This window comes from Streptomyces adelaidensis, assembly GCF_016598475.1.
GTDB lineage: Bacteria > Actinomycetota > Actinomycetes > Streptomycetales > Streptomycetaceae > Streptomyces > Streptomyces adelaidensis.
Genome location: NZ_JAEMUX010000138.1, coordinates 1 through 13,728, shown reverse-complemented (window position 1 = coordinate 13,728; position 13,728 = coordinate 1). Strand labels below are relative to the sequence as shown.

At 71.7% G+C, this 13,728-nt stretch carries 11 protein-coding genes and 1 pseudogene; 2 read left to right on the top strand and 10 right to left on the bottom strand.

What is annotated here, in order from left to right; all coding sequences use genetic code 11:
- Positions 1-385, top strand: a 385-nt coding sequence (locus tag I8N67_RS43480) for a hypothetical protein (protein WP_234046992.1), incomplete at its 5' end; no start/stop codon positions are given.
- A 309-nt stretch (positions 386-694) separates the two neighbouring features.
- On the opposite strand, the pseudogene I8N67_RS44800 reads toward I8N67_RS43480, so the two are convergent.
- From I8N67_RS44800 to I8N67_RS39140, 4 genes and pseudogenes are all read right to left on the bottom strand, one after another.
- A pseudogene (locus tag I8N67_RS44800) lies at positions 695-913 on the bottom strand (transposase family protein); the annotation flags it as partial.
- Between the two features lie 198 nt (positions 914-1,111).
- Positions 1,112-1,717 carry a dihydrofolate reductase family protein gene (locus tag I8N67_RS39150; RefSeq protein WP_200309063.1) on the bottom strand — a complete coding sequence of 202 codons (606 nt, stop codon included), beginning with the start codon at positions 1,715-1,717 and terminating at the stop codon, positions 1,112-1,114.
- A gap of 1,148 nt (positions 1,718-2,865) precedes the next feature.
- Entirely contained in the window at positions 2,866-4,044 is a 1,179-nt protein-coding gene (locus I8N67_RS39145; RefSeq protein ID WP_200309062.1) for an acyl-CoA dehydrogenase family protein, read from the bottom strand.
- Between the two features lie 137 nt (positions 4,045-4,181).
- Complete coding sequence (locus tag I8N67_RS39140) at positions 4,182-4,559, bottom strand: four-helix bundle copper-binding protein (RefSeq protein WP_200309061.1); 378 nt, start codon at positions 4,557-4,559, stop codon at positions 4,182-4,184.
- Positions 4,560-4,711: 152 nt separating this feature from the next.
- Between I8N67_RS39140 and I8N67_RS39135 the strand changes: the two genes are divergently transcribed.
- Complete coding sequence (locus I8N67_RS39135; RefSeq protein WP_200309060.1) at positions 4,712-5,074, top strand: DUF6479 family protein; 363 nt, start codon at positions 4,712-4,714, stop codon at positions 5,072-5,074.
- Positions 5,075-5,115: 41 nt separating this feature from the next.
- On the opposite strand, the gene I8N67_RS39130 is transcribed toward I8N67_RS39135, so the two are convergent.
- From I8N67_RS39130 to I8N67_RS39105, 6 genes are all read right to left on the bottom strand, one after another.
- Entirely contained in the window at positions 5,116-6,306 is a 1,191-nt protein-coding gene (locus I8N67_RS39130; RefSeq protein ID WP_200309059.1) for a 4-hydroxybenzoate 3-monooxygenase, read from the bottom strand.
- Between the two features lie 215 nt (positions 6,307-6,521).
- Positions 6,522-7,712: a type III PLP-dependent enzyme gene (locus I8N67_RS39125; RefSeq protein ID WP_200309058.1), complete on the bottom strand. Its 1,191-nt coding sequence runs from the start codon at positions 7,710-7,712 to the stop codon at positions 6,522-6,524.
- Positions 7,709-9,412: an IucA/IucC family protein gene (locus tag I8N67_RS39120; RefSeq protein ID WP_200309057.1), complete on the bottom strand. Its 1,704-nt coding sequence runs from the start codon at positions 9,410-9,412 to the stop codon at positions 7,709-7,711. The genes I8N67_RS39125 and I8N67_RS39120 overlap by 4 nt, the downstream gene beginning before the upstream one ends.
- The gene (locus I8N67_RS39115; protein WP_200309056.1) at positions 9,413-10,633 is read right to left on the bottom strand and encodes an MFS transporter; all 1,221 of its coding nucleotides are present in this window, start codon (positions 10,631-10,633) and stop codon (positions 9,413-9,415) included. It abuts the gene before it with no gap.
- Positions 10,630-12,399, bottom strand: coding sequence for an IucA/IucC family protein (locus I8N67_RS39110; RefSeq protein ID WP_200309055.1), 1,770 nt, complete (start codon positions 12,397-12,399; stop codon positions 10,630-10,632). Before I8N67_RS39110 ends, I8N67_RS39115 begins: the two co-directional genes overlap by 4 nt.
- Positions 12,396-13,586, bottom strand: coding sequence for an ATP-grasp domain-containing protein (locus I8N67_RS39105; protein WP_200309065.1), 1,191 nt, complete (start codon positions 13,584-13,586; stop codon positions 12,396-12,398). The genes I8N67_RS39110 and I8N67_RS39105 overlap by 4 nt, the downstream gene beginning before the upstream one ends.
- Between the last annotated feature and the right edge of the window lie 142 nt (positions 13,587-13,728).

Here is a 13,728-nt window from a genome sequence, read left to right as displayed (position 1 = left end):
GCGCGTCGCCTGGCTTGCTGAGGCCACCACCATGCCGGGCTGCGAGCAAGCCGTCCGCGACATGGTCGTGACCTGCCTCGCGCACATCGCGGACACGCCGTGGGTCACCGACGACTGGATCACAGAGGCGGCACAACGTGCCGTGGAGAGGGTCGCGGAGGACCGCGCGACCTGGCAGGTCGAGCACCTTGCCCACGCCAGCTCGACGCGCCGCCCGACGTCGGTGAACTTCCGCGCCGAGGGGCGCCTCGTCGCGGATGGCCGTCTCAGTGTCGGGCCCACTCAGTCGCATGACCGACGACGTCGTCGCCTGGGCTGTCCCGCTGCTCCGAGAAGCCGCCTCGACCCTGGCGAGCGACCTGACCGGCACGCTGCGGCTCGTTGACAGGCCGACCCGCTGGGCGAGGGTGATCGTGGCAGGGGCGTGGCTGAGGGCCGACAGCAGGTGCCGGTGGCGCTGGACCAGGTGCGCGGAGCCAGCCGGCGCCTTGCCATCCACCGCGATCGCCCGGCCGCGGCCGCGGCCTGCACGTCGCCGCGGTCGTGTTCGGCCAGGTAGGCGCCCACGGCCGTGTCCAGGGCGTCGCCGTCGACGGCGGCCAGGATCCGGGTGAGGGTGGGGTGAGAGGGGGCACGGTAGCGGCCGGGCAGGTGGCGGCGCACCCCCATCCGTGCCAGCAGGCCGACGGCGGCGCTGGCCCCACTCGGCGATCTCCTCGATGGTCCGCGCGCCGGAGACCACCGCGCACGAGCAGATCAGCACCACGCTGACCAGGGGATACCAACGGCCGCGGCGCGAGCGCGGGTCCGGGACGCGCTCGAGATGGGCGCGCGGACGCCCGATGCCGCGCTCGTCGAGCGGACCCAGTTCGGTCAGGACGGCAAGGATGGGCGAAGATGAGCGGGCAGGCACGGGACCTCTTCGTGATCAGCCGGCTTCGACACCAACATGATCACTGGCTCTGTGCCTGTTCTGCTGCGGCGTCAACTCCCGCCGCACAGCGACGATGGACCGGGCGTCCTGACGTTGGCCGTTCGCCCCCTATCAGGTCTTGCTCCGCGCCCGCCGGCGCCGGCCTGGCGGCCGTCCAGACCGGCGGACGGGGCGACGTCACGCAGGAACGCCGAGCGGCGGGTGCTCGAGCACGCGGGGCTTGTACTCGACCAGCTGGATGCGGCCGTCGAAGGTGCGGTGCCCGAGCATCTCGAGGGCAACGTCCGGATAGCCGTCGTAGATGCGTTCTTCGCCCGTGGCCCCGGTGATCACCGGGAACATCACGACCCGGAAGCGGTCGACGAGTCCGGCACGTAGCAGGGACCGGCACAGGCTGAGGCTACCGATCGTGCTGAGGAACCCCGAGCCACTCGACTTCATGGCACGGACCGTCTTGACGGCATCGTCGCGGACGAGCGTGGAGTTGGCCCACGTCAGTGGCTCCTCGAGTGAGGAGGAGAACACCACCTTGGACGCTTGCGTGAGCTCGTCGACGGACGCCTCTTCTTCGGGCCTGAACTCGTCTTGGCCATTGGGGACCTCGCCTGCGGCGAAGCCCGACATCAGGCGGTAGGTGTTCGCTCCCATCAGGTAGGTGACCTCGGGCTGCTCGCCGAGCCATGCGAGGTACTCCGGGCCCTCGAGGCCCCAGAACCCGGGCCATCCCTCTCCCGATGCGTGGCCGTCGAGGGAGGTGATGAAGTCGACGAGAAGCTCCGACATGGCGGTGTCCTTTCCTGGGGGTGTCACGAGCTTGGACCGGCCGGGGGCCACAAACTCATCGGCCGCGCTGTGGAATAACGAGAAAACCCATGACGCCGCAGCCGATCAGGTCGGCGGAGGGCACTGCTTCGGAGGGCCCGGCACCCTACATGATTGCACTATGCATGCAGTCGGGTAATGATCTCCACGCGATAGGGAACGGCGGTTTGAGTTCTGTCAAAGCCCCAGCTCAGCCCCACCCGCGAACGGCCCCGACGATCTACGCGATCCCGGAACTTGAAGCCGCCCTGGGATGCGCTGGGCCCACGACCGCAGCCGTGGCGGACGCGCAGAGAGTAAAGACCCCCGGGAACGCCGACGGGACCAGCGAGTGCATCGACGCCGCTGTCCGGGACCGTCGTCTGGCGGTCCTCGGCGCAATGACTCATCCAGACCACCCCCGCCCACCGGACGTCCAGATCCCCTTCGACCGTGCCCTTCCCGACCGCCCGCACCGTCACCAACCAGCGCGCCAGCGGCTTCTCCCAGTGCACAACGCTGCGCACCTGCGCGGGAACTGTCGGGTAGAAGCGGGATGTATCCCGACACTGAAAAGGCCCTGACCAGACCATAAGCCCAGGTCAGAGCCCCGATGGCAGACGAGTCGGGCTGTACGCCGGATTTTGTCGCCCGGTCGCCTCGCGGCGGCCGGGGAGGACTGGACAGTGGTGAAGATCTCGGGGTTGCCCCAATCGCACCGGTAGTCGCGGACGATCTCATCTGGCTTTTTCGGATTCCGGTAGGGCTCGGCAACAGGTGCCAGCAGGCTGTCTGCATGCGGAGCGTTTGGTGAGAGGCGGCGCGGTGCCGGCGGGCCCGCCTTCTTCGGCTTTCGGCGCGGAGGACGCAGCTCGCCCCGTACCGCGCTTGTGCTCGGGCGGAACGCTGAGACGGTGCGAGGCGAAGTCAGGCACACCGCCCCTACGCGACCTCGTGGCCACGGCCCGAGCGGAAGCAGGCGTCCAGATGAGTCTCGCCTGGCAGCAACCGCCTATCACCAGCGACGGCGGCATGAACCTCGGCGTGCCATATCCCCGGGACCGATCAAACGCTGCCCGGGCCACGTGTCTTGAGATGATGCGCCGTCACCTCTGAGGACGTCACAATGGCTAACGCCGGACCCGGGGCATCCCCAGGCCGATCCAGGAGATGATCTCGCGCTGGATCTCGTTGTTGCCGCCGCCGAAGGTGAAGATGACGGCTGAGCGGTAGCCGCGTTCGAGTTCGCCGTGCAGGACCGCGCCGGCGGAGCCCTCCTTGAGGGCGCCGGCGGTGGCGACGATCTCCATGAGCCAGGCGTAGGCGTCGCGGCGGGCCTCGGAGCCGTAGACCTTGACGGCGGAGGCGTCCTGCGGGGTGAGGGTGCCGTCCTGGACGGCGCTGACCATGCGCCAGTTGAGGAGCTTCAGCGCGTCGAGCTTGGTGTGGGTCTGGGCGAGGCGGCGGCGTACCCAGGGGAGGTCGATGACGCGGCGGCCGTCGGCGAGTTTGGTCTCCATGGCCCAGCGCTGGACGTTGTGCAGGGAGCGGATGGCCATGGTGCCGTGGGCGGCGAGGGTGACGCGTTCGTGGTTGAGCTGGTTGGTGATCAGGCGCCAGCCCTGGTTCTCCTCGCCGACGCGGCGGGAGACGGGGACGCGGATGTTCTCGTAGTAGCTGGCGGTCGTGTCGTGCGAGGCGAGGGTGTTGATGAGGGTGCAGGAGTAGCCGGGGTCGGTGGTCGGGACGAGGAGCATGGTGATGCCCTTGTGGGGCGGGGCGTCGGGGTCGGTGCGGACCGCGAGCCATACCCAGTCGGCCGTGTCGCCGTTGGTCGTCCAGATCTTCTGGCCGTTCACCACATACTCGTCGCCGTCGCGGACCGCGCGGGTCTTCAGCGAGGCCAGGTCCGTGCCGGCGTCGGGCTCGCTGTAGCCGATGGCGAAGTCGATCTCGCCGGAGAGGATGCGCGGCAGGAAGTACGACTTCTGTTCCTCGGTGCCGTACCGCATGATCGTCGGGCCGACCGTGTTGAGCGCCATCAGGGGCAGGGGGACGCCGGCCTGGGCGGCCTCGTCGAAGAAGATGAACTGTTCGATGGCGGTGAGGCCGCGTCCGCCGTACTCCTTCGGCCAGCCCGCGCCGAGCCGGCCGTCCGCGCCGAGGCGGCGGATGGTCTCGCGGTAGAAGCGCTTCTGCGCCGCCGGGTCCGCGTGGCGGGTGTAGGCGCCCGCCGGGACCAACTCGGCGAAGTACGCGCGCAGTTCGGTGCGCAACCGCTGCTGCTCGGGCGTGTATTCGAGGTGCACGGCGCCTCCAGGCTCCCCAAGGCCGACCTGACGGCGCACACGCTAGAACGTGTTCCAGTAATTGGGAACACGTGGGAACACGTGGGAGTGAGGCGGTTCGGCCGACCGCCCTCGGAGGCGGGGGCTCGGGCGGGGGCTCAGGCGAGGGTGGCGAGGAAGTCCGTGCAGGCCTGGGCGCACTCGCGGCACGCCTTGGCGCCGTCCTCGGCGCCGGGGTATTTGTCGAAGACGTGCGCGGACTCCAGGCAGACGGTCCGGCACCACTCCAGCTGGACGCGGATGCCGTCCTCGTCGAGGCGGATCTGCTCGGACAGGGCCCTGCAAGTGGCGTCGCACACCTCCGCGCACATGATGCCCTTGCGTCGCACGTGTTCCTGGCCTTCGGGCCCGTCCGGATCGGCGAGGCTCGCTCGCAGCGCACACGCACGCGCACACTCGGTGCACGCCTGCGCACATGCGAAACGGTCCTCCAGGAACCGGACGAGCTCCTGTTGGGATGCAGTCGTCGTGGTCACGACGGGCGGGTAGCCGGAGGCGGACCGGCCAAACACGGCGGGCCACATCCGGGCCCCGCACGGATCACCGGGTTCCGTTTCCCGCGCCACGGGACCGGGCACCCGCCCGCAGCGAGCCGGTTCACTCGACATATTGGGGGTATTCATCCCTTATGAACATGGAATGGACTGATATAGCCGCAGATCGCAGCTGGGTGGGCGGTATCGCGCCGTTCGTGGCAGGCCTCGTCGTGGTGGGCGTGCTGATCGGCGCCCTGTGGCTGGGCGCGCGGGTACGTGCTCGGGAGCCGCGTCGCCCGCGCCCCGACGAGCAGCCTCGGATGCCGGCGGGCGGTCCTGTCCGTGAGGAGCAGGTGAACCGCGAGCCGGACGAGATCCCCCGGAGCGACCTCAGGCTGACTCCGTACGAGGTGCACGGGAACAAGGGCTCCCGGCCGAGCGAGTCGAAGGAACGACCGCGCTGGAGCAAGGGCGGCGGCGGCTCCTTCGGCAGCGGCGGCCTGGGCGCCCACTGACCGCGGCCCACGACGTCCACCACACCCTCCACCCCCGACGACTACAAGGTGCCGTCCAGCGGCAACCCCGTGTAGTTCTCCGCCAGCTCCGCGGCCGCGTGCCGTGACGTGGCGACGCGTTCCAGCTGGGAGAGCTGGAGTCTGGTCTCGAACGGGGACTGGGCCGGGTCGGTGTGGAGGGTCGTGGTCATGAAGTAGGAGAAGTGCTCGGCCCGCCACACCCGGCGCAGACAGGTGTCGGAGTAGGCGTCGAGCAGTTCGGTCGAACCGGTCTCCTTCAGTCGCGTGAATGCGCGGGCCAGCACGATGACGTCGGTGGCGGCCAGGTTGAGGCCCTTGGCCCCAGTGGGCGGCACGATGTGGGCGGCGTCGCCGGCCAGGAAGAGGCGGCCGTGGCGCATCGGCTCGATGACGTGGCTGCGCATGGGCAGGACGGCCTTGGCGGTGACGGGCCCGCGCTTGAGCCGCCAGCCGGGGTTGCCGTGGAGGGCGAAACGGGCGTCCAGCTCGTCCCAGATCCGTTCGTCGGACCAGTCGGCGGGATCGGTGCCGTTCGGGACCTGGAGGTACAGGCGGCTCACGGACGGCGACCGCATGCTGGCCAGCGCGAAGCCGCGCTCGGAGTGGGCGTAGATCAGCTCGTCGTAGACGGGCGGGGCGTCGGCGAGGATGCCCAGCCAGGAGTAGGGGTACGTCCGCTCGTACGTCGTCCGCACGCTGTCGGGGAGCGCGTCGCGGGCCACCCCGTGGAAGCCGTCGCAGCCGACCACGTAGTCACAGGTCAGGGCCTGCTCGCTGCCGTCATGGGTATAGCGGATCAGCGGGCGGTCCGTGTCGGCGCCCTCCACGGCGTGCACCTCGGCGTCGAAGAGCAGCGGGCCGCCCTCGGCCAGCTGGAGGGCGATGAGGTCCTTGACGACCTCGGTCTGGGCGTAGACCCACACCCGGCGACCGCCGGTCAGGTCGGGGAAGTCCACGCGGTGGGCGCGGCCGTCGAAGCGCAGCTCGATGCCGTCGTGGGGCATGCCCTCGGCGTCCAGCCGGGCCCCCGCGCCGGCGGCGCGGAGCACGTCGACGGTGGCCTGCTCCAGGATTCCGGCGCGCTGCCGCTGCTCGACGTACGCGCGGTCCTTCCGTTCCAGAACCACACTGTCGATTCCCGCGTTGTGCAGCAGACGGGCCAGCAGCAGGCCCGAGGGGCCGCCGCCGATGATGCCGACGGTGGTGTGCATTCGGTACTCCTCGTCGTTGAGGACGATCGTCGTCGCGGACGAGCCGCGCCCCGTCCCCGGGAACCGACCTTGTTCGTCGGATGTTCGCCAGGTGAACTTCACTTCACTCTTCTGTACGCATGAGTGTGCGCCCGGTCCGCCCGCCTGTCAACGGTCACACTCCCCCAGAGGGGTCAGGCGGGCGGAAGGGTTCCCTCAGGGAACGCCGGGCGCGGTCAGCCGACGAAGTGGAGACCGGGGTGCGGATGCATCAGGAAGTCGTGGTGAGAGATGTTCCACGCGTACGCGCCCGCGAGCGAGAAGGCCACCCGGTCGCCCGCCCGAAGTCCTGGCGCGTGGGCCCCCCGGGCGAGGAGGTCCTTGGGGGTGCACAGTTGTCCGGTGAGACTGACGTGCTCCCCCACGGCCGCCGGGCGCGGCCACGGATACGGCCACTGCTCCACGGGGAGGACCGAGCACGGCTGGTCGTGGCCCTTGGTGGCCGGCGTGCGCAGATGATGGGTGCCACCGCGGACCACGGCGAACTCCTCGCCGTGGCTGTGTTTCACGTCCAGCACCTCGGTGGCGTACCAGCCGCAGTACGCGGTCAGTGCCCGGCCGGGCTCGATACGGAGCGTCAGCTCCGGGTGCGCGTCGGTGAGCCGGGCGAGCCCCGCGCCGTAGGCCTGCCAGTCGAAGCGGCTCTCGGGCCGTGTGTAGTCCACGGCCATGCCGCCGCCGACGTTGACCTCCAAGAGCGGGACGCCGAGTCCCATCGCCCAGTCCACGATCGAGCGGGCGACGGACAGCAGCTCGGGTGCGTCGAGGCCGCTCGCCAAGTGGGCGTGGATGCCGCGTAGTTCGAGGTGCGGGTAAGTGCCGTCCGTGAGGAGGCGGAGCGTGTCCGGCGCCTGCGAGGGGTCCAGGCCGAAGGGCGTGGGCCGTCCGCCCATGGCGAGGGAGCTGCCGGACAGCGAACCGTCGGCCACCGCGAGGTTGAAGCGGAGCAGCACCCCCACCCGCGTGTCCGGTGCCGTGTCCCGTGCCAGTTCGGCGAGCATGCGCAGGTCGTGCTCGCTCTCGACGTGGAAGCGTTCGACGCCCTGCGCCAGCGCGGCCCGGATCTCGTCCGGGGTCTTGCCCGGGCCGCCGAAGGCCAGCGGGCGGCCCGGGACGGCCTTGGCCACGTGGGCGAGTTCACCGCCGGAGGACACCTCGTAGCCGTCGACGTACGGGCCGAGTGCGGCGAGGATCTCCGGCTCGGGGTTGGCCTTGGCGGCGTAGTACAGCTCGGCCCGTTCGGGGAGGGCGGCGCGTACGTGGGCGGCGTGGTCGCGCAGGGCGGCCAAGTCGTATACGTACGCGGGGAGTTCTGTGGGCGGCAGGCACAGGACGCGGTCGCGTACGGCGGGGGTCGGGTTCGTCATCGGGTGCTCCAGCGCAGGACGTCCTCGGCGAGGGGGGAGGGCAGGCGGACGTAGCCGGCGTCGCGGTCGGCCTTGCGTTCCCAGCGGGTGAGCAGGTTGGTCTTCGCGGGCAGCGGGACCCCGGCGAGCAGGGCGGCGAGGCGGGGCGGGCAGCCCTCCTCGTCCGCGTACTCCCGGATGGTCGCGCGGACCGCCGCCCACAGGTCGGCCTCGGTCTCGGGGTGCAGATCGGCGAGGGCGGCGAGCAGCTCGGCGATGTGGTTGACGAGCAGGCAGTACACGGCGCGGTCCCAGCCGCGCTGGGCGTCGTACGACATCGGGCCCGCCACCTCGGGCGGGAGGGCCCCCAGGGTGTCGGCGTGGTGGTCGGGGACCAGCTTGGTGCCCTCCAGGTCGCGGAAGAGGACCTGTGCGGGCATGCCGTCGCTGTCGACGCAGATCAGGACGTTCTGGAGGTGGGGTTCCAGGACGAGGCCGTGGTCGAAGTAGGCGGAGAGCACGGGCGGGACGAGGAGGCGGAGGTACGCCGTCCACCAGTCCAGGGCGGTGGCCGGGCCCGCGCCGTCGAGGAGGCGGGAGATGTGGGCGGCGCTGGTCGGGTACTCGTCGGCGACGGCGGCCGCGAGCAGCGGGGTCGTGCCGGGCAGCAGGCGCCGGGACAGGCCCTCGCGGACGATCACGCCGAAGCCTTCGAGAAGGGCCCGGTCGGGGGTGCCGTCGGGGCCGGGGACGGCGAGGCTGCGGTAGGCGGGTTCGCGGAGCATCGCGCTGCTGGGGAAGCGGGTCTCCAGGTCGGTGAGGGCGGGGGCCAGGACGCGGGTGAGGGCGACGGCGCCGGAGAGTTCGTAACTGGCGTTCTTGCGCAGGCAGTTGGTGATGCGGACGTTCAGGCTGAACTTCAGGAAGGCGTCGCCGTCGAAGAGGGTGCGGACGGAGGCGGTGGCGGCGTACTCCCGGCCGCCGGGGCCGAGGTCGAGGATGTCGCCGCGGCCGAGGGCCTCGCGCAGCAGCCGGTGTTCGCGCAGCATCTCGTACTGCCAGGGGTGGGCGGGCAGCAGCCGGTACCCGTCGGGGACGTCGCCGCGTTCCTGGTCGAACACGGCGGTGGCGCCCGGCTCGGCGCTCTCCTCGGCGATCAGATGGGCGCGGACGGCGAGGTGGCGCAGCGGGAAGGAGGCGCCGGCCTCGGGGGCGTACGACTGCCAGGCGTCGGCGTCGCCCGTGCGGGCCTTGGGGGTGGGGTGGAAGCGGTGTCCGAACAGCAGGGACTGCTCGGAGGCGAGGTAGTCCGGCGGGCCGTGCGGGGCGGGCTCGCGGCCGGCGAGCGCGGTGGCGAGGGTGCGGTGGCTGGAGTCGATCTGGTCCAGGAACTCGTCGTTGCGGACTCCGGTGCGCAGCGACAGTTCGTCGTGCGTGTACTCGGCGAGGCGGCGCCAGTCGAGTTCCGTCCAGCCGGTGTCGGACTCCTCCTGCACCGGGCCGATGAAGCGGTGGGCGCCGAGCAAGGACGTACGGCGGAGGGCGACGCGGAGCAGGAGGCCGCGACGCGGAAGGCGCAGCAGCAGATGGCCGTCGATGACGGCTGTCTGGTGTTCGGGGCCGGACACCTCGCGCAACAGGCAGTTGAGGAGGGTGTGGGCCACCGCGTCGTCGGCGGCGGGGAGGTGAGTGGTACCGAGCGAGTCGGTGAGCGGGGGCATTCAGTGGCTCCAGCGGGTACGCGGACGTGGGGGCAGGAGGGTCGCGAAGACGGAGAGGGCGGCTATGCCGCCGCCTATGAGCACTGGCGCGGCGGGTCCGAAGCGGGCGCTGCCCACGGCGGCGGTCACCCCGGCGGCGACGGCGCCGGCCTTGGAGAAGAACTCCAGGGAGCCGAACATCCCGCCGGGGGCGCGGCCGCGCGCGCAGTCGGCGGCCAGGACGGACAGGCCGACCATGCCGAGGGTGAGGCCCGCGCCCAGCAGCAGGCGTACGGCGACGAGCGCGGGCAGGGTGTCGGCGACGCCGTGCCCGGCCAGGCCGAGGGCGATGAGCGCGAAGCCGAGGGCGATGCCGTGCCGGGGGCGGGGGGATATCGCGCGATGCACGGCCATGGCCGTCACCAGGTAGAAGAGGTGCGGCAGGGCGAACAGCAGGCCGGAGAGCGCGGCGGAGGCGCCCGGGAGGCGTTCCTCGACGAGGGATATCAGGTAGGGGAAGGAGATGACGGTGGAGAACACGAAGGCGAACTCCAGCGCGTACAGCCTGCGCAGCGCGGCCACGGGGGCGATGTCGACGGCCGCCGGCTCGTCCTGTTCCGTCGCCCCGGTCGCCCCGGTCGCCTCGGTCTCGCCGGTCTCGCTCGGTTCTGGCAGGGCGGCCAGGAGGAGGGCGGCGGCGAGCGGGAGCAGGGCGAGGAGGGCGTACTGGCGGTGCGGGGACATCCAGGGCGACAGCGTGCCGACGACGATCGGCGCGAAGACGAGGGCGGCCCGCGCGCTGCCCTGCATGAGGGTCAGCGCCTTTGACAGGTGCGGCCCCTCCAGGGCGGCGCCCAGATAGCCGTTGGAGGCCGCGAACGTGCCGCCGAGGATGCCTTGAAGCACCAGCGCCGCCGTGAACATGGTGAGCGAGTCCGACCAGCCGGCGAGCAGGAAGGAGACGGCGAGGCCCAACTGGGCCCGCAGCAGCAGCCGTTTCCGTCCGAAGCGGTCGGCGAGCCGCCCCCACAGGGGTGCCGCGATCGCGCTGAACACGGTGGGCACCACGTAGAGCACGCCCGCCCAGCGGGCGGTTCGGTCGCCGAGTTCCGGCAGTATCTCGGTGAAGTACGGCGGCAGCCCCAGCGCGGCGAACGACGCCACGAAGTAGCAGGCGGCCACCGAGTGCACCTGCCTGCGGCCGAAAGCGGGGCGCGACATGGGAAGCGCCTCGGTGGTCATGCCGAACCACCGTCCAGCAGAAGGTAGTTGGGCCCGGTGGTGTAGTGCTTGTTGATGTCGGCGGCGCCCGAGCGCTCCTTGCTGAGCAGGGTCCCGGCGGTCACCATCGCCTTCACCGGTAGCTCCGGCGCGTTCAGAACCCGTGCGCGCAGTACGGCCGCCGCGTCGCCGCCGAGCCGGTCGACGGACTCGGTGAGCCGGTCCCGGACGAGGCGCAGCAACCGCGGCAGGGGAGCGCGGCCGTGCCGGGCGAGGCCGAACGCGTAGGCGCCCGCGCACAGATGGACGGTGATGGTGGTGAACACGTCGGTCACCGCCCGGTCGTCCGGGCCGAAGGTCCGCGCGTCGTCGAAGCCCCAGGCGCCGCCGTCCTCACCCAGCTTGGTGGTCAGTCGGGCGCTGTTGACGCGCGGCCCGTCGTTGTCCTTCAGCAGCAGCCGCAGGTCGCCAGGCTCGGGGCCGAACACCAGGGAGACGTTCTGCTGATGCGACTCCAGGGCGATGCCGTATCCGAAGAGTGTGGTCTGCCAGTCGAACAGCAGGGTGAGCACCGCGTCCAGCAGGGCGGTCGGGTCACCGTCGTGGAAGCGGTCGGCGAGGTGGTCGACGACCAGGCGCCCGCCTGGCGCCTCGGCGAGGAGGGCGGCCATGGGGAGGACGACGCAGTCGTCGAGATCCGCCGGGTAGCGGCGGCACAGTACGGCGAGGAGTTCGTGCCCGGCGTGTGCGTACACCGTCTCGTCGGCGTGCAGCACCCGACCCCGGAAGCGGGGCTCGCGGTCGATCACGGCGGCCAGCAGCCGCTGTCCGGCGGCGCCGTCGACGAGGGTGCCGGGCTTGATGGAACGCTTGTTGCGCAGGCCCAACGTGGCGGTGGCCAGGGGCAGTTTGAGGTGCAGCGAGGGTGCGGCGGCGGGCGCCACCGTACGCATCGACAGTGTGGGGACGACGGAGAGGTACCCCCGGTCCGCGAGCACGGCACGGTCCGCGAGTCCCGCCTCGCGCAGCGCCGCTTCGAGCGGCGCGCCGACGGTCAACGGGTGGACGGGGAGGGCGACATGGGTGTGGTCGAGGTCCGCGAGGCCGAGCCCGGAGGGGGTGGGCCAGCCGTCCGGGAGTTCCCCGGCGACGGTGACCGACTCCCGGGGCAGGGCGAGCCACTGGAGTGCGAAGCTCGGGTGGAATTCCGGTGCGTAGCCCCGCAGTTGGTCCTCGTCCAGACCGGAGCGGCCGCGTGCGGTCGGGTAGACCGGGTGGTCGAGACGCGCGGCCAGGGTCTCGTACGCCAGACCGCCGCGCAGGCCCGTCCAGTCGGCCGGGTCGGTGCCGTGGAGCTCGGTGAGCGCGTCGGCGACCTCCTCCCCCGTCGCCTCGTGCAGCCGCATCGTCGCGAGCGTCTGTCGGCATTCCTCGGCGAAGGCGTCGAAGCCGTCGCGGTCGCCGGGCTCGGCCAGCGCGCGCAGGGCGGCGAGGACGGTGTCGCAGGTGGTGAGGTGCGTACCGGCCGACTCCCGTACGAGCAGGGGGCGTCGGGCGGCGTACGTGTGCTGGTACCCGTCTTCGGTGACGGGCAGCAGCAGGGCGTCGCCGCCGTCGACGGGCAGCCGCAGCCAGGAGCCGTCCGGGTGCTCGACGAGCGTGCCGCGGGTGCGCAGGCCGACGACGTCCTCGCGAAGCAGGGCGCCGAGCACCCGGGTGAGGAGTTCGGCTTCGGCGGTGTCCGTGGGCGCGGCCGGGGGTGCGGTGGCGGTGGTGACGGCGGTCACGGCTGGATCTCCCAGCGCTGCGCGGCGAGGAAGTCAGCCACCACCCGGTCGACGGTCTCCTGGGCGGTGCCGGTCGCGCGGAGTACGCCGAGGTAGTCGCGGTTGGTCCAGTACAGCTCGTGCCGTTTGCCGGTTTCGCGGAGCGGACGGTACGTCAAGTGGACGCCGTCGACAGTGAGTTCCGTCGCGGCGGGCGCGGCAACGAGGGTGCCGGCCCGTTCGGCGCACGGGTACTCCAGGCGGGCCGCGCCGTCGCGACGGAACTCCAGGGCGGTGGGCAGCGGTTCGCCGAGGTGGGTGCGGAGGATGTGCTCGAAGAGCGGGAGGTCGAGGAGCTGGGCGAGCAGCAGGTCGCACTGGTCGCCGATGGCACGGTAGTTGACCTCGATGATGCGGGCCCGGCTATCGTGCACGACGAACTCGGTGTGGCAGGCGCCGAACCCGACGCCCAGCGCGTCGAGTTGGGCGAGAACCTGCGCGACGACCGGCTCGGGGTGGGCCGGGACGAAGGTCAGCCGCTCCTCGATGAAGTACGGCGGCGGGGACAGCTCGGTGTGGAAGCCGCCGAGGACGTGCCGGACTTGGCCGTCGCCGAGGGTCTCCAGGGTGTACAGCTCGCCGGGCAGGTACTCCTCGACGACGAGGGTGACTCCGGGGCGGCGGGTCAGGATCTCCTTGGCACGGGCCACCAGGTCCTCGGCCGTGTCGACCAGTACGACGTCTTCGCTGGCGACGCCCTCACGGGGCTTGATGACGCAGGGGTACGGGGCGTCGACGACGAGGGAGCCGGTGAGTTCGGCCGGATCGGTGATCTCGGCGGACCACACGGTGTCCACACCGGCGGCGGCCAGGCGGCGGCGCATCTCGCCCTTGTCCTTGCAGCGCAGCGTGGCCCGCCAGTCCTTGCCGGGGAGGCCGAAGTAGTGGGCGGCGAGGGCGGCCTGGGTCTGGAGGTGGTCGCTGTTGGTGAAGACCGCGTCGGGCCGGTGGTGCGTGGAGATCCGGGTGACGACAGCGCGGAAGTCGCGTACGTCGCACTCCAGGATCTCGGTGCCGGGGTAGGTGGCGCGGTGGGCGTCGGGCTGGTCGGTGAGGACGGTGACGCCCAGGCCGAGCCGGGCGGCGGCGGGCAGGAAGCCCTCGGTGACGGAGTCGGTGGGGTTCAGGGCGAGCAGGTACAGGCGCATGGGGTGCGGCACGACTTCCGCTAGCGGGTGGGGGGGGGCGGCGGGGGGGGGCCCGCGGGGGGCCCCCCCCCCCACCCCCGGGGGGGGGGGGGGGGGCCCCCCCCCCCCGGGGGCGGGGCGCCCCCGGCCCCCCCCCCCCCCG